The 20,401-nt window shown below is 46.7% G+C and carries 18 protein-coding genes; 13 read left to right on the top strand and 5 right to left on the bottom strand.

The features are described from left to right. The first annotated feature begins 34 nt into the window (after positions 1 to 34). Positions 35 to 3,541 (top strand): glycosyltransferase, encoded by a 3,507-nt coding sequence (locus QUB68_RS06370; RefSeq protein ID WP_332990474.1) that lies wholly within the window; start codon positions 35 to 37, stop codon positions 3,539 to 3,541. A gap of 137 nt (positions 3,542 to 3,678) precedes the next feature. Continuing rightward, positions 3,679 to 5,007 carry a GH39 family glycosyl hydrolase gene (locus tag QUB68_RS06365; protein ID WP_332990472.1) on the top strand — a complete coding sequence of 443 codons (1,329 nt, stop codon included), beginning with the start codon at positions 3,679 to 3,681 and terminating at the stop codon, positions 5,005 to 5,007. 134 nt (positions 5,008 to 5,141) lie between these two features. Here QUB68_RS06365 and QUB68_RS06360 read toward each other — a convergent pair whose 3' ends face one another. Both QUB68_RS06360 and QUB68_RS06355 read right to left on the bottom strand, forming a co-directional pair. Beyond that, positions 5,142 to 5,441: a contact-dependent growth inhibition system immunity protein gene (locus QUB68_RS06360; protein WP_332990470.1), complete on the bottom strand. Its 300-nt coding sequence runs from the start codon at positions 5,439 to 5,441 to the stop codon at positions 5,142 to 5,144. Then, positions 5,438 to 5,977 carry an RNase A-like domain-containing protein gene (locus QUB68_RS06355; protein WP_332990469.1) on the bottom strand — a complete coding sequence of 180 codons (540 nt, stop codon included), beginning with the start codon at positions 5,975 to 5,977 and terminating at the stop codon, positions 5,438 to 5,440. The genes QUB68_RS06360 and QUB68_RS06355 overlap by 4 nt, the downstream gene beginning before the upstream one ends. Positions 5,978 to 6,229: 252 nt before the next feature. Here QUB68_RS06355 and rfbF point away from each other — a divergent pair, with 252 nt between their 5' ends. The 5 genes from rfbF (at position 6,230) to QUB68_RS06330 (ending at position 11,053) form a co-directional block, all read left to right on the top strand. After that, complete coding sequence (gene rfbF, locus QUB68_RS06350) at positions 6,230 to 7,006, top strand: glucose-1-phosphate cytidylyltransferase (protein WP_332990467.1); 777 nt, start codon at positions 6,230 to 6,232, stop codon at positions 7,004 to 7,006. Positions 7,007 to 7,159: 153 nt separating this feature from the next. Beyond that, positions 7,160 to 8,221: an acyl-CoA dehydrogenase family protein gene (locus tag QUB68_RS06345; RefSeq protein WP_332990466.1), complete on the top strand. Its 1,062-nt coding sequence runs from the start codon at positions 7,160 to 7,162 to the stop codon at positions 8,219 to 8,221. Between the two features lie 197 nt (positions 8,222 to 8,418). Then, on the top strand, positions 8,419 to 9,150 hold the full coding sequence (locus tag QUB68_RS06340; RefSeq protein ID WP_332990463.1) for a cyclase family protein: 732 nt from the start codon (positions 8,419 to 8,421) through the stop codon (positions 9,148 to 9,150). Between the two features lie 178 nt (positions 9,151 to 9,328). Next, a complete protein-coding gene (locus QUB68_RS06335) occupies positions 9,329 to 10,075 on the top strand; it encodes a DUF1995 family protein (RefSeq protein ID WP_332990459.1) in 747 nt (248 codons plus the stop codon). 207 nt (positions 10,076 to 10,282) lie between these two features. Further along, a complete protein-coding gene (locus tag QUB68_RS06330; RefSeq protein ID WP_332990456.1) occupies positions 10,283 to 11,053 on the top strand; it encodes a metallophosphoesterase family protein in 771 nt (256 codons plus the stop codon). A 187-nt stretch (positions 11,054 to 11,240) separates the two neighbouring features. On the opposite strand, the gene QUB68_RS06325 is transcribed toward QUB68_RS06330, so the two are convergent. Further along, a complete protein-coding gene (locus QUB68_RS06325) occupies positions 11,241 to 12,095 on the bottom strand; it encodes a M48 family metallopeptidase (protein WP_332990454.1) in 855 nt (284 codons plus the stop codon). A 421-nt stretch (positions 12,096 to 12,516) separates the two neighbouring features. Here QUB68_RS06325 and QUB68_RS06320 point away from each other — a divergent pair, with 421 nt between their 5' ends. Next, a complete protein-coding gene (locus tag QUB68_RS06320) occupies positions 12,517 to 13,044 on the top strand; it encodes a DUF4330 domain-containing protein (protein WP_332990452.1) in 528 nt (175 codons plus the stop codon). 360 nt (positions 13,045 to 13,404) lie between these two features. Here QUB68_RS06320 and QUB68_RS06315 read toward each other — a convergent pair whose 3' ends face one another. Then, positions 13,405 to 14,310 (bottom strand): alpha/beta fold hydrolase, encoded by a 906-nt coding sequence (locus QUB68_RS06315; RefSeq protein ID WP_332990450.1) that lies wholly within the window; start codon positions 14,308 to 14,310, stop codon positions 13,405 to 13,407. A 538-nt stretch (positions 14,311 to 14,848) separates the two neighbouring features. Here QUB68_RS06315 and QUB68_RS06310 point away from each other — a divergent pair. Further along, positions 14,849 to 15,463 (top strand): hypothetical protein, encoded by a 615-nt coding sequence (locus QUB68_RS06310; RefSeq protein ID WP_442923046.1) that lies wholly within the window; start codon positions 14,849 to 14,851, stop codon positions 15,461 to 15,463. On the opposite strand, the gene QUB68_RS06305 is transcribed toward QUB68_RS06310, so the two are convergent. Then, complete coding sequence (locus tag QUB68_RS06305; protein WP_332990447.1) at positions 15,431 to 16,402, bottom strand: hypothetical protein; 972 nt, start codon at positions 16,400 to 16,402, stop codon at positions 15,431 to 15,433. The two genes, QUB68_RS06310 and QUB68_RS06305, sit on opposite strands and share 33 nt — an antisense overlap. Positions 16,403 to 16,489: 87 nt before the next feature. On the opposite strand from QUB68_RS06305, the gene QUB68_RS06300 reads away from it, so the two are divergent. From QUB68_RS06300 to QUB68_RS06285, 4 genes are all read left to right on the top strand, one after another. Next, positions 16,490 to 16,651: a hypothetical protein gene (locus QUB68_RS06300; protein ID WP_332990445.1), complete on the top strand. Its 162-nt coding sequence runs from the start codon at positions 16,490 to 16,492 to the stop codon at positions 16,649 to 16,651. 603 nt (positions 16,652 to 17,254) lie between these two features. Then, complete coding sequence (locus QUB68_RS06295) at positions 17,255 to 17,428, top strand: hypothetical protein (RefSeq protein ID WP_332990443.1); 174 nt, start codon at positions 17,255 to 17,257, stop codon at positions 17,426 to 17,428. A 417-nt stretch (positions 17,429 to 17,845) separates the two neighbouring features. Continuing rightward, complete coding sequence (locus tag QUB68_RS06290) at positions 17,846 to 18,757, top strand: MBL fold metallo-hydrolase (protein ID WP_332990441.1); 912 nt, start codon at positions 17,846 to 17,848, stop codon at positions 18,755 to 18,757. A gap of 238 nt (positions 18,758 to 18,995) precedes the next feature. Next, a complete protein-coding gene (locus tag QUB68_RS06285; protein WP_332990439.1) occupies positions 18,996 to 20,213 on the top strand; it encodes a bifunctional riboflavin kinase/FAD synthetase in 1,218 nt (405 codons plus the stop codon). Positions 20,214 to 20,401: the final 188 nt, after the last annotated feature.

Raw genomic sequence — 20,401 nt, 5'->3', positions numbered from 1 at the left:
TCCTTCTTCCTTCTAATTAACAGCGAGATAAGTAATGTCAGCAGCGACTCAGACACCGCAAGTCAGTGTAATTATACCAGCATACAACGGATCTCGCTACATTGTGCAAGCCGTAGAAAGTGCCTTGTTCCAAACTTTTACAGATTGGGAAATTATTGTTGTAGACGACGGCTCGACGGATGAGACACATCAGGTATTGCAGCCTTATTTTGACAGAATTCGCTACATTTATCAGGAAAATCGAGGAGTAGCAGCCGCCCGCAACCGAGGAATTCAGGAAGCAAAAGGCGAATTCATAGCTTTTTTAGATCAAGATGACTTCTTTTTTCCAGATAAATTAGCAGCACAAATAGCGCTGTTTCGCCAGCAACCATCCTTAGGAATTGTTAACAGCGGCTGGCGTTTAGTTAACCAGCAAGGCGGTGCGATTTCCGAAATCACACCTTGGCTGTATTTCCCCAAATTAAACTTAGAAACTTGGATAGTACAAATGCCCGTACTTCCCAGCGCCATGATGTTTTCGCGCCAGTGGCTGGAAAATGCAGGCGGGTTCAATTCAGAATTTGATTCAGTAGACGATTCAGATTTAGTGTTACGTTTAGCAGTGTTGGGTTGCGAAGCAGCTTGGCTGCGTCAAATCACAGTATCCTACCGCCAGCACGACCAAAATGTATCAATAAAAAAAGCCCTGAAACAAGCAAATCTTTTTATTACCTTAAAACAGCAATTTTTCGCCAAACCCGATTTGCCGCAGCACATCCGCGAATTAGAAAATCCGGCTTTCTACGAAGCATTGACTTGGATGGCGTGGCAATTGTACTATAGTGGCTATCCAGTAGAGGCGGTTGAATTTTTCCAAAAATCTATCCCTTACAGTCCTTATCCTCTAAGGCCAACAGTCACAGATTGGCAGAAACGTCTGAGTGCTATCGCTCAAAGTTACGGAGTGACAATCGACTTTCAATCATTAAGAAACTTATCAGAATGGAAAAAAATAATGGCTAGCATACCTACCTCAAAAACACCGCGAGTCAGCGTAATCATCCCGGCATACAACTGCGAACGCTACATTAGTAGAGCCGTAGAAAGTGCTGTACATCAAACTTACCAAAACTTGGAAATTATTGTCGTAGACGACGGTTCGACAGACAACACGCGCCAAGTTTTAGAACCTTACGGCGATGTAATTCAGTATGTCTATCAGGAAAATAAAGGAGCAGCAATAGCTCGAAATCGCGCTTGCGAACGGGCTAAAGGCGAATTCTTAGCTTTTCTGGATGCCGACGACTTTTTTCTGCCCGAAAAACTCGCCAAACAAATTGCTTGTTTTGAAGCTGACCCTTCTTTAGGGATGGTACAAAACGGCTGGTTGATGGTCGATGAAACTGGAAAAGATATCTACCCATCCATGCCTTGGGAAGACTCACCAAACTTAGATTTAGAAAGCTTTGTCCTGCAAAAAAGTGTGCGTCCTAGCGCAATGATGCTGCGACGCGAGTGGTGGGAACGTCTGGGCGGTTTTGACCCTCGCTTTCCGCCAACAGAAGATTTAGATTTTGCTTTGCGTTTGGCTTTAAAAGGGTGCAAATGTGTTTGGTTGAAAGAGATATTAACCTGCTACCGCCAGCATGATAAAAATCTCATGTCCGGGGGGCAAAAAGTGATGAAAAGTATGGAAATTGTGATGGAGCAATTCTTCACCAGACCCGATTTGCCCGATCGCATTCGCCAATTAAAAAAGGCAGAACGTTACAAGTCTTTAGTGTGGATAGCGTGGCGGATGTACCACGACGGATATTTGCCAGAGATGGTCGAGTGCTTGAGAAAATCCCTGTACTATACTCCTTATAATGGCACAGAAACAGTTTTTAAATGGTTGGAAACTTTTAGAGTTTCTTCGGAAAAATACACGAACAACTTTGATGCTTATGCCTTAACCAATTTACAAGAATGGCAAGACATAGTGGTGGAGGCAGTCAACAATATCTATCAATTTAAATCAGCGCCTAGTTCAATTGGCCGCAAACTTGCACCGCACGTACTCCTGTACGCAGAAGACCACGGAATCGGTGGTTTGGCGCAGTTCAACCACTCGCTGCTTTGCAAATTAGCAGCCGACGGCTACCGAGTTACTAGCGTGCAAACTAAAGCTTCTAATCCTTTAATTACCCAACAGCAGCAGCTAGGTATCGAGCATATTTGGCTGGAGTTCGATACGATGAGGGAGTTTTTGCGAATTGCCTACAATTGTACGGATGCTGAAAGAATTTATGCGGAAGCTCAACCGGATTTAATTATATTTAGCGATGGCTGGCCGATGGCAAATTTTGCGGCGAAACAAGTTGCGATCAAACAAAACATACCTTATGTAATTACTCTCGGTTATATCGATCGCACTTATCAACATTTCAACCGCGGCGATCAAGTTCCCTATTTCGATGCAGTGGCATATCAGTACAATTTAGCCAAAGCCGCAATCGCTGTTTCCCACGAAAATTTAAACTTGTTCAAGAGTTTGTTTAAAATGCCTCTGGAACAGGGAAAAGTCATTTATTACGGCAGGCCGAATAGTTATTTTGAACCGCCCAATCTCTCAACTCGCCAACGCCTGCGCCAAGAACAAGGCATCCCCGAAGAGGCTGTGGTTTGTTTCACGGCGGCGAGACTGACTCCAATTAAAGGATATCAGTATCAATTGCAGGCGATCGCCCAACTGAAAAATCTCCCAATTTGGCCGCAGCTATACTTCGTTTGGGCCGGCCCAGGTTCCACCACCCACGATAATATGGAGCCGGAATTGAGAGCAACTGTCAACGAATTAGGAGTCTATCAACAAGTTAAATTCTTAGGCCAGCGGTGGGATATTGCCGATTGGTTAGATGCCAGCGATATCTTTATTCTATCATCCAAAGCAGAGGGAATGCCGCTAGCAGTGATGGAAGCAATGGCGAAAGGATTGCCCGTAATTGCCACAGCAGTCAGCGGGATTCCTGAAGAGTTGGGAGATACCGGAAAGTTAATCGCCGATCCAAAAATTGACCCGCAACAAACAGCGCAAGAGTTAGCTGAAACGGTAGAACTCTGGGCCCAAAATCCTGAATTGCGGAGGCTTGCAGGACAAGCTTGTAAGCTGCGGGCAGAAGAGCTTTTTAAGGAAGAAAGGATGGTTTTAGAATACGCAGAAGTTGTCGCCAAAGTCTTGTCTGCTAGCAGCAATCGAGATAAATTTGCGATCGCCCCCAAAGTCCAAAAGCAGATCGAAAAAGTTGACAGTATGCTCTATTACTATTATCTAGTATGGCAGGCATGGCAAGCTTGGGATCGCGGAGATCAGTCTGGGATGCTTGACAAGTTGCAGTCAGCTTGGAAATGCACGCCATTGTTGACAAGCGAAACTATCTTGAGTTGGATCACAAATTTTGTTGCCTTATCTTCAGAAAAGGGTGGTCAACTTGATACTTGTGCGCTAATTAATTCCGAAGCTTGGCAAGAATTGATGGAATTAGTACAGGGTTTTGAAGTTGCTTTGTCTGTTCGTTAGAACTTTTTGAGTTTGATTCCTGAAAATTTGAGGTACGTTGTTTCACTTGGGCGCTCTTTCATATATAAAAGAGCGCCCAAGCGCAACTACATACCTTTATTACATTGAAGTCTTTTCTATTCGCCACCACATACAATATGCAATTCACCTTCAAGTTCAAACCTATTAATAAACTGCTGCCAATTTGCTTAGCTGTGGTAACTGTCCTGTTAATCGCGTATTTTGGACAGCAAAATGCGATCGCCCAAATGCGATCGAACATCACAGTCGATTTTGGACAGCCAGCCACCGGTATAACGTCCATGAGCGGCATCCTGCACGGAATTGACCCCAGCAAGCCCCCGGACAGCTTGGTCAAACCCTTGCAGCCCAAGCTGTGGCGCGCCGGAAGACTCGATGTTTACGATCGAGTAATCGCCAGCGGAGCCGAATTTCAACTATTAGTCAGCGACTTGTGGGGCTATGGTAGCAACCCCAAAGGCTGGCCCTATCAAAACTACCCGGCGTGGGAAGCCTTCATCCGACAGTTAGCCCAGCAAAATAAGGGCAAAAAAATTATTTGGGATATCTGGAATGAACCAGATTTAGCAAATCCGTTTTGGAAGGGAAGCAGAGAACAATTCTTTGAAACTTACAAAAGGGCTTACAAAATCTTGCGGCAAGAATTGGGGCCGTCAGCGATGATTGGCGGGCCGAGTATCAGCACTTACAGCAAAGAATATCTCGCTGCTTTTTTGGATTACTGCAAAGCGAACAAACTAGAAGTAAATTTTCTAGCTTGGCACGAACTCAATGATACCATAATTTTATTTGTGGACGACCACGTATTCGATGCCAAGCGCAATTTTCAACAAAGTCCCTTTTATAAGGAACTGAAATTGCAAAAGATTTATGTCAACGAGATTGTTGGGGAATTGGCACAGTATCAGCCTGGGGAAATTTTAGGTTATTTGTATAACTTAGAGTATGCAAAAGCTGATGGTGCTTGCAGAGCTTGTTGGGATACAACAGTAGGTAAAAAAGTTAGCAATTGCTTCAACAATACGCTGAGTGGGATGGTTGTGCCGAATACTTTTGAGCCGAGGGCTGCTTGGTGGACATACAAAGCTTATGCTGACGGAGTGAATTCGCGGGTGCTGAGCCGATCGGATAACGATCGCCTTGTCGCTTTGGCCAGCAAGTCAAATCCTGAAGGTAAAGCACAGGTGCTGTTGGGTTATTTCGATCGCAATTATTCCTCAGCCACAACTGTTACTTTGAATCTGGCGAATTTGCAAGCTCTAGGTATTCAAAGCGGTCAAAAAGTTAGTCTGAAATTAGAGAAGATTCCTAATAATCTAGAGGGCGCTGTGCAAAAGCTGGTCACTGTTAAAGAAGAAAGTGTTTCTGTTGGTGGAAATAACTTGAGTTATGTTGTTCCTAACTTCAATGTACATGAAGGTTATTTGTTGACTATTAGGCCCTAGATCCCCCCTAACCCCCCTTAAAAAGGGGGGGACAAGAGCCTTTCTTCTCAAAGTCCCCCTTCTTAAGGGGGATTTAGGGGGATCTGGCCTCGGGGAAAAGCGAGATTTCTCAAATCCCTAAAAACATACAGAGTTTAGCTGGGATTATTTAAAGATTTTTGCACGGATTCCAACCATTCTCTGATGGTTTGATCTTCTGATTTTGGGTCATAGTAACAGCCTAATTCATCGAGGATGAATGTTTCTAAGTCGGCTGGGGCGATCGGCATTTCGAGCAATTTGCTAAGTTCTTCCGATGTCGCTTCAATACTTTCGGGCGGTTCGCTGCTCAGGTAGTTGTTCACTACATCGCTGGCAGTTTCAGCTTCTAGCGGCCAGTCTTGGTGAAAGTAGGAACTGAAAAATTGGGTTAAATTAGGAAATTGATTGATCATTCGGGATAAGCTGTAAGAATAAAGTATCCGGGAGACAATTTGGTGCTGCGCTGGAGGACGATTCTCAAGCGAGATGTTGAAGTTGCTTTGGATGCGCGGCGGCGCAGAGTAATGCCAATTATTCTGTGGGTGTCGTATTTGATTGTATAACTATTTCCTCTTTTTTTCATCCAGGAGTCGATCGCACTTTTATTTCTGTCCATTGCTTCAGCAATCGCCCTTTCGGCGACGGAACGGTAAGTAAAGGAAGATGCACCAGAAATTCTCTTGTCCTCTGCGAGTCGCTGTCCTAGTTCTGCTTCTGTTTTACCAACGTGCCTCTCTAAAGTGTGTCCTCCTGCTGCTTCGTGAAAGTCTAATCCGCCGCCCGGTATGTTCGGTACAAAGGCTATGGTGGTTTGTGGTATAGTTGAGAGTCCCGGTGTCAAAACCGTGGCGTAAACACTAGGTATTGCTGATTGGAATAAGATAATTATTGAGGCAATCGCGCATATTATACCTAAAAACTGTTTGAGGCGATCGAGTTGAGTTTTCATTGCGGTTTCCGATCTTCAGTATAATAGTTGTCTACTGTTGTTTGTCTGTTTCCTACTTTACCATTGGTGAGTTAGGAATTGCGCGCAGCATTTAAGTAGGTGGTGCTCTTCGGCGCACCCTAGGATAATTTAGAATAGTTCGTGAGGTCTGTGGTTGACAAAGCTTCACTGTGAGAAAATGTTAATAATTCTTTGAAAAAATCACAGATGATTGATGATAGATTAATTGATGAGCTTTCAAAAGGTGAAACAATGCAAGTAGTTATCCTGGCTGGTGGTCTCGGTACTCGTCTGAGAGAAGAAACAGAATTTCGCCCCAAACCTTTAGTCGATGTCGGTGGGCGTCCGATTATTTGGCACATCATGAAAATCTACGCCCACTACGGCTTTCAAAACTTTATTGTGTGCTTGGGCTATCGCGGCAACATGATTAAAGAATATTTCCTGAATTATGAAGCCATGAATAATGACTTTACTATCTGTCTGGGACGCAGAAACAGCATTACCTATCAGGAGGAACATCGCGAACAAGATTTTAATGTAACGCTGGCTGAAACTGGCGCGGAAAGCTTGACGGGAGGGCGGGTAAAACGGATCGAAAAATATATCGATAGCGAGAATTTTATGGTGACATACGGCGATGGAGTTGCTGATGTCGATATTGAGAAATTGATGGAATTTCACAAGTCTCATGGTAAGCTAGCAACTGTTACTACATTTCGCCCGATTTCGCGCTTTGGGATTTTGGATGTAGACAGGGATAGCCGCGTAGTAGAATTCGCTGAAAAACCTCAAATAGATGGCTGGATTAGTGTTGGATATATGATATTTAATCGCCGGGTTTTTGAGTATTTGGGGGGAGATGATTGTATTTTAGAACAGGAGCCGATGCAGCGTTTGGCAGCAGATGGACAGTTGATGGCTTACCGTCACGATGGCTTCTTTTTTGCGATGGATACTTATCGAGAATATAAGTATTTAAACGAGCTTTGGGATGAAGGGAAGGCTCCTTGGAAAGTTTGGGAATAAGTTGGTTTTGGGGCGGGCAAGATGCCCGTCCCACAATCATTATAAGTCAATAATTATAATCAAAAATGAGAATAAGTTGGTGGTGGGGCGGGCAAGATGCCGTCCCATAATGATTATAAGCCAATAATTGTAATCAAAAATAAGTTATAAAAAATGGATTTTCAAGATATTCTTAACAGCACAGAAACTTACCTGATAGAGTGCATTTTACCCCACGCAGAAATTATCGACAGCGACTCGGAAGCGCTGAAAATAGCACTTGTAGGATTGGAAAATCGATCGCTCTTAGCGCTGCGTGTTCCCCAAAAATGGGGCGGCGCGGACATTCCACCGGGGATTTTTTACCAATATCAGGAATTGACGGCTCGATATTCCGGGGCTTTGTCTTTTCTGCAAACTCAGCACCACAGTGCAACTGCGATGCTTGCCAGTAGCGACAATCAAATGCTAAAAAGCAGATACTTGCGGGCGATCGCCCAAAAAGAGTTACGCTTGGGTGTAGGGTTTTCGCATTTAAGGCGATCGGGCAATCCGGCAGTCACCGCAACTCCCGCACCAAATGGCTATTTACTATCGGGGAATGTTCCTTGGATTACGGGTTTTGGCTTGTTTCAAAAGTTTATTGTAGCTGCGGTACTTCCAGACAATCGCGCGGTTTTTGGTGTGCTACCTTTTGCTAATATTGACCGTGAATATGGTAAAATAGCTGTGAGCGAAATCATGCAGTTAATCGCTATGAACTCGACTAATACTGTGACAGCAACTCTCGATAATTGGTTGTTGCACGAATCGGAAATAATTGCGGTTAAACCTGTCGGGTGGATTGCGGAAAACGACAGCAAAAATATCCTAAATTTTGTTCCGGGGACTTTGGGCTGTATTCGAGCGGGATTGGATGTAATTGCAACAGCGGCGACTGCTAAAGATTCGCCTGTGATCGCGGTGGCTTGCCGAAAATTGGAGCAGAAGCTCGATCGGCTCAAACAGCATTTCCTACAATCTCAACATAGCTCAAAAGCAGAACAATTAGCGCTCCGAGCCGAAGCTATTGATTTAGCGGTGCGGTGCGGGCACGCTGCGGTTGTGGTTTCCAGCGGTGCGGCTAACGGTACGCTGCACCCGGCGGGGAGAGTTTATCGAGAGGCTTTGGTGTATACTGTTTCCGGGCAAACAAAGGATGTGATGGTCGCGGAGCTCGATCGCATTGTAGGATGATTCTGAAGACCGGGCGGTTGAAACCGCGTCTACACAAACTCTCACGCGCATTGCCAAGGGTTGAAGAAATACCGGGCAGTTAAAATTATGTTATTTTCTTCAGTCCCTCTGAGCTCGGACATTGTTTGTATAGGCGCGGTTTCAACCGTACGTCCGATCTACGATATTTCGTGCGATTCAAAACTTCGTTTTTGCAGATGACAAACAACTTTAACTCAAACAATTTAAAAACGATCGCCTACCGTGACATTATAGACTTAAGCCATACAATTCATCCAAATATTCCCATCTGGCCGGGCGATCCAGCGCCCGAATTTGAAACTGTATCTCAAATAGAAAAAAACGGCTATTTCCTGCGAAAATTCTCAATGGGAGAACACAGCGGCACTCATATCAACGCACCCAACAGCTTCGATCCAGCAGGCGCGAGTGTTGATAGTTATGCGCCGCAGTCGCTAGTTTTGCCGGGAATTGCCATCGACATTCGTGAGCAAAGTCTTGCTAATCCCGACTACAGTTTAACTATAGATGATATATTGAATTGGGAACATAAACACAAATTTATAGAACCGGGAAATCTAGTTTTATTGTATACTGGCTGGCAAGCAAAATGGGAGGACGAGCGAGCATTTTTTAATCCTGGCGAGGGCGGAGTTTGCCACTTTCCCGGATTTGGCAAAGCAGCAACTCAATTTTTGCTAGAAGAGCGCTCGATTGCCGGAATTGGCACTGACACCCACGGAGTCGATCCGGGACAAGATGAAAGTTTTGCTGTTAATAAACTGGTATTGGAACAGCAGCGAATAGTGCTGGAAAATCTGGCAAATCTCCACTTGTTACCTGCGGCTAACTTCACTTTAGCGATCGGAATATTACCTCTTTTGGGAGGTTCCGGCTCGCCCGTATCGGTGTTAGCTTTTGTGGCTTAATGCGTTCATTCAGTTGACAGTTGACCGCTCGACAGTTGACAGCACTTGACAAAAGAAGGAAGAGCATTGGAGTAATGAATAGCCTTCTTTTAATTTCTCCCTACAAGGGTTCCGGCTTTAAACCAATTCTTTCTGGTAAAATTGGATTGAGAGAAGTCGAGTAAAAATAATAAGATTAATGACAGAACTGCCCAAAGATCTCAATGATGCGATCGCCCAATCGCGCATTGCAACCGCCGCCGCCCTCTCGGATGGCAAAACTCTGCTGCAAGTCGAATTAGTATTTCCCGAAATCGCCCTGCAAGCACAGTCTATCACCCAACAATTCCTCCCAGAATTTGAGGACATCCACGCAGGGGTGAAAGTCTTCTTTCCCGATGCTGGTTCAGCCGCCCTCGCCCGCCGCGACTGGGGACAAACACCTTTTAAAATAACTGATTTGGGCAGCAGCCGCACGGCTGTTGAAGATAAAATAGCACCGGAAGACGAACTGTTTTTGCTGGTGAATCCGGCGGCTGTAGAAGTCGCACAAGTCGAAAAACTTTACATAGCTGCGGGCGATCGCCCTGTAATTCTACTTAACCCGCGGCTCGAAGATGTTGCTACTATAGGTATAGGCTATGCAGGCCGTCAATTGCGCGATCGCTTCCTCAACAAAATCGAATCCTGTTACTACATCAGACCCCTAGACAGTGCCGCCCTATTCCGCTGCTACCCGCAACCCTGGCAAGTCTGGCTGGAAACAAACGACGAATACGAATTAATTTCGGAAACTGCACAAAAACCTGTGGGAGACGATTTAGAGCGGATTTTAGCAAAGGCTATGGGAACCGCCGATCCCAATTCCACCGCACCTGCAAAACCGCTAAAAAAGAAAGGTTTTTTGGCAGAACTTCAGACTTTCCTGAAAGCTTTGACTCAGTAATAGCAGTTGCAAAAGCACAATTAACAGCTTGCCAGTGTTGCTATCAGTAGCTGCGCAAACAGATACTGGCGAGTTTTACTGAATCATTATACAAAGGAGTATAATGGGTGACACCCCTCCTCCGCAAAAGAAGGGAGGAAATAGCAGGGAAATCAGATGCTATAAGCGAGTAATTCAAGTTTTGAGTCAGGGAAGCGGATAAACACAGTGGATCACCGGCGCATTGTTATCGGGGACGTACACGGGCATTACGATGGTTTAATGCTCTTGCTAGAGGCAATTGCCCCCAGTTCGGACGATCGCGTCTATTTTTTGGGAGATTTAATCGATCGCGGGCCGAAAAGCGCTCAGGTATTAGATTTTGTCCAGCACAGCCCCTACCAAACCCTGCTGGGAAACCACGAACAACTGATGTTAGAGGCTTTGTCGGGGCCGCAGGTGGATATGCGGGCGTGGCAATCTTGGCTGTACAGCGGCGGCGATGCGACTGTCGCCAGCTACAGGGATACAGGGATGATGCCGTACAAACACTTAGATTGGCTGCGATCGCTCCCTACGTACTTAGACTTAGGGGATATCTGGCTGGTGCACGCGGGTGTGCATCCGACTATGCCAATTAGTGAACAGTCGAGCGAACAACTGTGCTGGATTCGCAAAGAATTTCACACGATATCAAAACCGTATTTTCCCAATAAGTTAATTATCACCGGTCACACGATCACGTTTACTTTTGAGGGCGTGAGGCCAGGTGAATTAGTCAGGGGCCAAGGGTGGCTGGATATTGACACGGGTGCTTATCATCCCAAAAGCGGCTGGCTGACTGGACTTGACCTCAGTTATCGCAGAGTTTATCAGGTAAATGTGTTTAACAATCAAGTCCGAATTTTGCCGTTTGACGAAGTTGTCAGACAATTGAGGCCGCAGCAGGTTGCACTCCCGAAACCTGAGATGAGCTCTGTTGTTCAACAGCAGTTGTAGGGTGCGTCAGCTTGAGTTCGATCGCCCTCGATCGAAATTCACCCACTTCGCTCCGCACTCTACCAACTAGATTTATTTTTTAATGAACCGCGAAGACGCAGTACGCGAAGCGGTGCGTAAGCACTTGTCGCGAAGTAAGAAAAGAGAAGAGAAGAGAAGAGATCGCCCTTAACAGATTTAGAATTGCTTACGACGATCGCAGCAGCCGACGCATTTCTAGCTTATAAGCCGCATTATTCAAACCTTCACCGCTAGCGAGATCCGGATCTATCGCCTGGGAAATCGCAGCAATCCGATCGCTAGTAGCCGGGTGAGTGCTCAAAATGCTCGGCGGAGAAGGTTGGTTGAGCAACTTTTTCATAAAATCAACCATCCCAGATTGAGCGTAGCCCGATCGCCCCATACTTTGCAAACCCAACTGATCCGCCTCATACTCAGCTTGGCGGCTGTGGGGGCGGCGCAAAGCCAATTCCACTCCAATCTGCACCGCCTGAGAACCATCGAGCCCCGCCGCTGAAGCTACACCAGAGGCGATCGCCATTTGACGCATTTGTTTAATCGAGTGGCGAGCACTAATATGCGCGATTTCGTGGGCAATTACACTTGCCAATTGGGCCTCATTATCTGCCGCCGCCATCAAACCCTTATTCACATAAACAAAACCGCCCATTGTCGCAAAAGCATTAATATTGTCGTCATCAATCACCTGAAAAGTATAAGGAATATTCGGGCGAGTGCTTTGCTCTGCCAGCCGTTGACCGATGCGGTTGATATATACTTTAGTGGCGCGATTGCGGTCAAGCTTAAACTCGCTTTTCGTCAACTGCTGATTAATTTGTTGGCCAACCGTCACCTCTTGGCGATCGGACATATTCGACAATTGAATAACTTGAATCCCCCGAAAAATCAGTTCCGGCAACGAAAATGCTTGAGTCGGTTCTGGGGAAATCACCCAAATACCGGCAGCCACAATCACCGACAGAAATAGATAAATCCCCCGGCCACAAGTATGCCGGCAAGTCAACCACAAACTTTTTAACATGATTGATAAGTGCTAAAAGAAGGAAGAAGGAAGAAGGAAGAAGGAAGGTAAGACGTACGGTTGAAACCGCATCTACAAAAACAAAGTCCCTCTCTAAGAGACTGAAGAAAATAATGTAATTTCAACCGTCCGTTCTTCAACCCACGGAGGCAGGTTTTGTTTGTATAGACGCGGTTTCAACCGCCCGGTCTTCTTTTTTTTAGGAAAAACTCAAAAAGTCACTAAATCGGCAGACGAAATTTAAGCCTGCTTAGTTGCTATGTTAACTTGTTGACCCCCACTCTCCCATCTCCCCATCTCCGGGTCCCCCAGTATCCCCCTCTCCCCCAGTCTGCAAGTCCTGCGGATTTTGGGCGATCGTTATGGTAATATCTTTTGGCTTGTACAGATACTCCTGTCGCTGTCCGTTTATAGGCGATTTATGAAAATTTTAGATTCTCAAGGCCGACTGTTCGGCAAACTCAGCATTCTAGACGTAGGTGCCGCGATGATTGTGCTGCTAGTTGCAGTCGGCATCTTCTTCTTTCCCGGCACATCCGGCGGTTCCGTCGCCCAAGTCGGCGGCCCGGGTATGAAACCTGTAGAAATCGATGCAATTGCGATCGGACTCAAAGGCACAAACGTTCAAGATTTGTTCAAGCCCGGGGATAAAATCAATGTGGTGATCCGCAATCAACCCTCCGGTCAGATTACGATCAAATCCGTCAAAACAATCACCAGAACCCTCGCAGTTCCCCAGCCCAACGGTACCCTCAAAGCTCTACCCGATCCCCGAGAAGAAGAATCCTTCAGCAGAAATATGATGTTTACCCTAGAAGGAAAAGGTCAAATTACTGAAAACGGCCCAGTTTTAGGAAATACCAAAGTCAAAATTGGCACTACCCTAGAACTTGAAGGCAAAAAATACATTTTCAACGCTAGCGTCATCGACGTGCGAGTCAAAGAATAGTCATTGGGCATTGGGCATTGGGCATTGGGCATTGGGCATTGGGCATTGGTCATTGGTCATTGGTCATTGGTCATTGGTGTCAATTTCAGACTAAAATCCATGAGAAATCTCGCTTCTAGCAGAGTCTAGATCCCCCCTAGCCCCCCTTAAGAAAGGGGGGGACAAGAGTATTGTCAAAGTCCCCCTTATTAAGGGGGATTTAGGGGGATCTAGACTTGGATATAAACGAGAGATACAGAGGTCTTTAGGATTAAGTTGACATCTATGGGTAGTGGGGAATTAATCTTCCTTCTTCCCTCGAACCTGGAACCTCTATCGGTGATATCCGTTAAATCCGCGGAGCGAATCGGCTGGCGAACTTCACCCTTCGGAAAGCAACCTTAAATACTGCCGAATTAAACCAATAGTCACAGCCGGAATTTCCAACTGCGGAGTCAAACCCACATTTTCCAGAGATTGAAAAACTTTAATTGCTTCTGGGTTGAGATTAGCCAACCGCTGACCAATCTCCGGGCTAGTAAACTGAGATTTTTCACCCCAAATAATCGCAGTCGGCGTTGTTAGCTGAGTGATATATAGCGACAAATCAAAACACAAATCTCCCCGCACAAAAGACAGCGCGGCATATTCTGCATTTGGTTCCAAAGCAGATTCCAGATAAGCGTCCACAATTTCTTGGTAAACGCGACGGGAATCTGCAAATTGGCGCTGTTCTAGGAAGCTGCGAATGCCACCGTCTGTGGCGATGCCGGTACTGTAGAGCAAGCGGTCTAAAATCGGCGTGTTGACTAGCTTAGCGAAGAAACTGCTGCCGTAATCTTGTCCGAAGTCTGACAAACCGCTGGGAATCGTCAAAATAAGCGATTTGAAGAGATCCGGGCGGGCGATCGCAGCTCGAATCGCGATCGCCCCTGTGAGCGAAGAAGCGATCACGTCTGTCGGACTGCCACAAGTTTTATCTAGAAATTCAATCAAAGTTGTGATATAATCTTCAACCTGATAATTTCGGGGCGGATGTTCCGATCGCCCCCAACCGATTAAATCAGGTGCTAAAATGCGATATTCTGGCGCAAAAGCCGGATAAACTTTCGACCATTCGTAGGCACTTGACCCGCCCCCAAAACCGTGAAAGAATACCAAATTCGGTTGGTTTTCTGTCGTTGAGGTCGGCAATCCGATCCAAGGCATTTTTTCAGCAGTGTAGTAAACCATTCTGCCGATCGAAGTAACTATCGATCGCTGACCGAAGCCGAGGGGCACAAGCATAAATAAACCTCAATCGCTGTTAGATTTTAGATTTTCGTTCGCCGCCCCGTCCCTGTTTAAAAAAGTTGCAAAGCTGGTGGCGTTTTTGTAAAGATTGAGTAATGATTTCAATCTATTTTAGTACAAGTGAACCCTGAAACTACAGACAGGAACTAAGTTTTGCGATTTGGGCAGTTCGGCTGTGTAGTTATCCTCACCCTTGCAAACTACCGCTGATCGGAGATAATAGCAAAATGATGGGTAAGACCCCTCAACATAATAAAGTCTGTTTGCCGACCCGGAAAGCAGGCGCTCGGAAAGCAGGAGTATTAGATATATCTCGCTTTCAGACCCACCGCTGCAAAGCTGGTGCGGACAAATCACGAATAATTAATCACCATATTTTGCGGAGCAGTGGCTTTTGAGGTCGAAAGTCCTTGTTGGAGGGCGGGCGATCGGTTTTCGATTCCGGCATTGCAGGGAGAGTCAATTTCCCAGGGCTCGCCATTATAAATTCCAAAACACCAGAAACAACTAATCTCAGGGAGATCTACTAAAAATGCAACTGCTTAGGAAACGGGATCGCGAGGGTTTTATGGTTGACGCAAAAAGTCTTCAATCGGACGGGTTTGCAGAATTTGACACTGCCTGTCGAAGCATGGATTTAAATGGCAAAAAGTCTTTAGTCGCCACTCCAGAACGCTCGGGCGCAGGGTTAGAGGTGCGATCGCGCGCCACCGTACCGGCGATCGTCCGCTTAGCTTTAGAAGACTTAAAATGCTTTGAAGTAGTAGAACACCAGTTTGCACATTGGGGGGTAAATTTTACCAATGCCGTCGCGATCCAACCTTCAAACCCAGCATTTTTCATGGGTTCTGGGGCAACAGTGTTAATGGGAGCCCCAAAAAGCGGACTGATAGAAGTAACTTTCAAGCATCCAGTTCGCAGCGTGTCAGGACTTGTCACCAGTTCGCGACGAACTGTTTTATCTGCTTGCGACATCGACGGGAACCCAATTGTTCAGGATGAAATGCCTGCGCCCAATCTGGCAGGGTCTAATTCTCCGATCGCCCCTAGGGCTCCCCTGCGCGTCAAAGCTCCGAATATTCATCGAATTAGTTTTTATGCTTTTGACGGTCAGCTAATAGTCGATGATTTTACTTTTGGGTTCTAAAGCAGTGCCATAAGTATCGTCCCAAGTCTGCAAACCTTCGAGAAGGGCATTGCGGACTAAAGCTTCCGGTTCTCGACTCAGCATCAGGCGAAAGCACTCGGCAGCGCGGTAACGGGCGATCCTCTTGGTTAGCGCAGCCCTGGAAGAAAAGGGCTTTTCTGCCGATCGCTTCGTATCCGCTAAGGAACTTTTCACCGAACTCACAGGGCCAAACCCACCGTTATTCACCAAATCTGTCATTTGTCGCACTGCAATCAAACGCTTCACCGGGTCAGCATCAGTCAAATCTGCCAGGATGCGATCGAGCGTTGCTTCATCTTGTTCGGCCCCCAGACTCAGCGCTTGCCGCAGCAACAGCCCTGCAATCGCGATCGTGCCAAAATTCTGCAAAATCAGGTTCAAAGCCATCCAGTGGCTCTCGGAGTCCGCCCAAATCCCCAAACTCAGGTAAGCGCCCAAGGTAGCAATGCCGCCGCTGCCCACCGCTACAATAAATCGGCGGTTCGGGCTCTGGCAAAATTGCTCGACGAGCGATCGCAGCAATTCCCAGTCCCGCGACTGCCCTCGGTAAACCAGCATCATCGCTGCGATCCCCAGCCCTGTCGAAAACAGTAACTGACTGTTCCACAACCCCCAAACTGCTGCCAGGGTGACAACTGCCAGCCAACCTTGAGAGCGAGTCAAACGCTCTAGCAGCCACTTGAGAAAGGCGGCAGAAACCACAGGCGCTCCGGCCGGAGCGACGATCTTGGCACCAACTCTGCGTCGCTTTTTTTCTGCCGTGCCGGGGGGGCGATCGTGACTCAATTGAGTCAACGGGGTATCGCTCATTTCTATGGACAGGTCGAAGGATGGTGGCTGACCGAGTTGCAAAGTGCGATCGGACTCTTTCACTACTGGTCGATTCAGCTTGGTTGTATTTTTTTTAAGTTTATTCATACTGAGTTTTTTGAGAAATAAGTTAAAATTATCCCGGCGTTTTTTGCACTGATTTAGATTGTCGTCCAACCAGAGCCGTATTGCTCTATGATACCTGAAAATTCAACCTGTGGCGACTACCGCAATTGCGCCGAATTTCGAGAAATACTTTCCCAAAATAGAGCTGTTCAACAATACTTCGGACAGTTGTTGATTGCCAACAGTACCATCAGGTCGATCGGGCAATATGCCTTCACAGCCAAACGCTGACTGCTTGCCTCAACACCTAAGTTTACTCGCCTGCGGACTCTTGACTTTACTCTCGCCTGGTTTCTATAGCAACCGCCACGGTGAGGACATAAATAACCGGAATGAATAGAGCCGATACCCGTACTGCATCAATGGTTTGATTCGGGTTATGCAACTGTCAACTGTCCACTGTCAACTGTCAACTGCTATAGCTACCTATTGGTGAGCTATGAAACTGCGACAATGCAACTGTGGCTAGGTATTGATTCAAGATTGTTGAGAAAAGCACGACAGGTGAACAGCGAATATTTCTGGATAACTCTTGATACAGAAGGTCATCGAGTTGGGGCGGGGACAAAACCCGAAAAACTTTAAATTGATGAAATTTGGGGGATTTTGAGTGATTGAATTCGTCCGCCGAAAACTGCGCGTCAAAAATTTAGCCTTTTGCCCGCCGCCCCTGGGTTTCAGATGAGGCTGGTTCACAGCTTCACCGCTAGCTGGACGAACCCCAACCTCAGGGCCGACGGAGAAGCCACACCGAATTGTTTAGAGAATCAATAGCAGGATCGTTCCTAAACTGCTAAGATTTTTGAATTAATGGAAGCAGATCGAGTCCGGTAAATGAGCCGTAATTCTGGTAAAAGCCAGAACCGTCGCGCCCGATCGGCAAGATCGGACTACCATAGCAGTTGGCGATCGTCCGGGTTCAAACCCGTAAAACAGCAGTGCCAAGACTCTGCCGCGCGATCGGCAAGTGCGAAGGCTGTAACAACAGCGGCTGCAAGACCAGACTGAAACAGATATGTTGCCCCAAATTGTGTCTTTGGAGGTTACGCTAGTGAAGAGAGTCCAAGAATATTTACGATCGAGACTTGATTAGTCTACCTTGTAATTTATTGCTCCGTTGTCAAGCCCAACAGTTTTGCATTTTCTGGCAAGCGAGACTTTTGGCACTTCCAACAAGTGGGGAACTCGACAGTCAAAAAGCTTGGGTTTCGATCGCACAAGCCCTTACTTATAGCAGTTGACAGTTGACAGTTGACAGTTGACAGTTGACAGTTGACAGTTACATAGCACAAGCATCAAACCGTTTATGCTCTCATGGTCATAGGATCTATTCATGACATTATTTATGTCCTAGCCTACGTGGCGGTTGCTATATATGTAAACACCTTACCGATGGCTCGCCGGAAAAATCTTGCAGGAAAACCCATGTCTAGTATGCAAAACCAATTCACGGTTCACTTCTGGGGCGTTAGAGGTAGCATAGCGTCTCCCGGAGCTGATACAGTACGTTACGGGGGCAACACGCCTTGTATAGAAATGCGAGTGGGTGACAGTCGCCTAATTTTTGATGGCGGTACTGGATTGCGGGTTTTGGGACAAACTCTCCTGTCGCAGATGCCCGTAGAAGCTCATATGTTTTTTACTCACTCTCACTGGGATCACATTCAAGGATTCCCATTTTTTGTGCCAGCTTTTGTCAAGGGCAATTGTTTTCACATCTATGGGGCTGTGGCTCCTCCTCCTAATAAGGCTACTATCCAGCAGCGGCTCAACGACCAGATGCTGCACCCCAATTTTCCGGTACCGCTGCAAATTATGGGGGCAGACCTAAAGTTTAACGATATAGAAGTGGGCGAACCGCTGGAAATCGGAGAGATTAAGGTGGAAACTGCTTTGTTGAACCATCCCGGGGAAGCTGTAGGCTACCGCGTTAACTGGCGGGGGTATTCGGCAGCTTATGTGACTGATACGGAACATTTACCCGATCGCTTGGACGAAAATGTGCTGTCTTTGGCTCGGGATGCTGACGTGCTGATCTACGACGCTACTTACACCGATGAGGAGTATTACTCGGAGAAGAACAGCAGAGTCGGTTGGGGACATTCGACTTGGCAGGAAGCGGTGAAGGTGGCTCATGCGGCTAATGTTAAAAAGTTGGTGATTTTTCACCACGACCCGCAGCACAATGACGAGTTTTTAGACAAGGTGGGAGAGCAAGTCGCTCAAAGGTTCCCGAACAGTTTGATGGCGCGGGAAGGTTTGTCGTTACAGTTGCTGCCTCCTCATAATAAGGATTTGTCTGAAGCATCGGTGCAAGCCCCTAAAGTGCCTGTGTGATGGATTTGAGATTGCCAGATGGTTGGGAAATCTTGAGGTTCCAAATCTAAAATTTAAGTGAGAGCTGACCTTACTCAAAGACGGATACAAGCCCCGGCGCCAGGAGTGGAAAATAAAAAAGTTTAGATCGATGTTCGAGTTCTGTGATCGATCTGTGGAGTCAAATCTCAAATCTCAAATCTCAAATCTCAAATCGACGGGCGATCGCAATTCGGCTAAGTATGGCAAAATCTAAAGCGTGTGGGTAACTTCTTCTTGTATCGCTGCTCTGACTCCAACTTCTGTTGCCTTGGGAAACTTTGACGGTTTGCACCTAGGGCACCAACAAGTCGTGCAGCCAATTTTAAATCGATCGGCTCAGTTAAATTCTACGACTGTTTCGGCGTCCGGGCAAAACTTGGGATCAAACGCCGGTAGAGATCAAAATTTGGAAAGCGAAGATCCGGCAAGCTGGGACAACGACTCAGCAGCACCGCCCGATACAGCCCGCAACGGTGATAACTTAGATGCTTCGATCGCGCACAGCAGGGACTCGGCGGGCAACAGCCTCTCCGGTCTGTATTCTGATGGAGTCGATCGGCTTTACGGCACCGTGGTGACATTCGATCCCCACCCGCAAGAATTTTTTACAGGTCAACCCAAAAAACTGCTGACACCTCTGGCAGAAAAGGTAGAATTGCTCGCAGCAATGGGCGTCGAGCAACTTGTGCTGCTGCCGTTCGATCGAGAATTGGCAGCTTTGACTGCTGCTGAATTTGTCGAGGAAATTCTGGTGCGGCAACTGCAAGCGAGTCGCATCAGCGTCGGGGTTGATTTTCGGTTCGGACGCGGACGCGCTGGGACGGCTGTGGATTTGCAGTCGATCGCCTCAGGTTACGGTATTGAGGTTGCTCTTGTACCGCTGCACAATTGCGCCCAAGGCGATCGGATCAGCAGTTCCGCCATCCGCGAAGGTTTGGCATCCGGCGACCTCAGAACAGCGAATAAGTTGCTGGGGCGACCCTACAGTTTGGTGGGGACTGTGGTTGGGGGACAGCGGCTGGGTAGGACGATCGGATTTCCTACTGCTAATATCGAACTGCCTCCCGAAAAATTTTTGCCGAGTTTTGGCGTTTACGCGGTGCGAGTCTCGGTGAAAGATGGAGGAACGATGAAAGATGAAAGTTCTTCCTATAAGTGGGAAAAGCCCAAATCTCTAATCTCTGAGCGATCGTCTAATTTATCATTGATCAATGGAGTGATGAATGTTGGCCGCCGCCCGACGGTAAACGGCCTGCAACCCACTGTCGAAGTTCACCTGTTAGATTGGTCTGGGGATTTGTACGGTCAAACCTTGAGCGCAAGTTTGGTAGAATTTTTGCGACCCGAACAAAAATTCGCTTCTCTAGATGCTCTCAAAACTCAAATTCAGACAGATTGTGATGTTGCTAGAAAGGTGTTAGCTGCTAATGGTTAATAGACAAAATTGCAAAAGTCCTTTTAATCAAATTTGCGGACGATGCTCAGAGCAACGTCCCACAAGAAAAAAATGTGGGATGGGCTTCTAGCCCGTCCTAATTATCAATTCATTGTGTACAGTTTTGCTTGGGCGATTGAAATCGCTACTACACAAACGAAGTCCTAGCTGAGAGGAACTAGGAATAA

The organism is Microcoleus sp. A006_D1, from assembly GCF_036702805.1.
Taxonomy (GTDB): domain Bacteria; phylum Cyanobacteriota; class Cyanobacteriia; order Cyanobacteriales; family Microcoleaceae; genus Microcoleus.
Note: the sequence above shows the minus strand (reverse complement) of the source record. Positions and strands in the feature narration are given on the sequence as shown.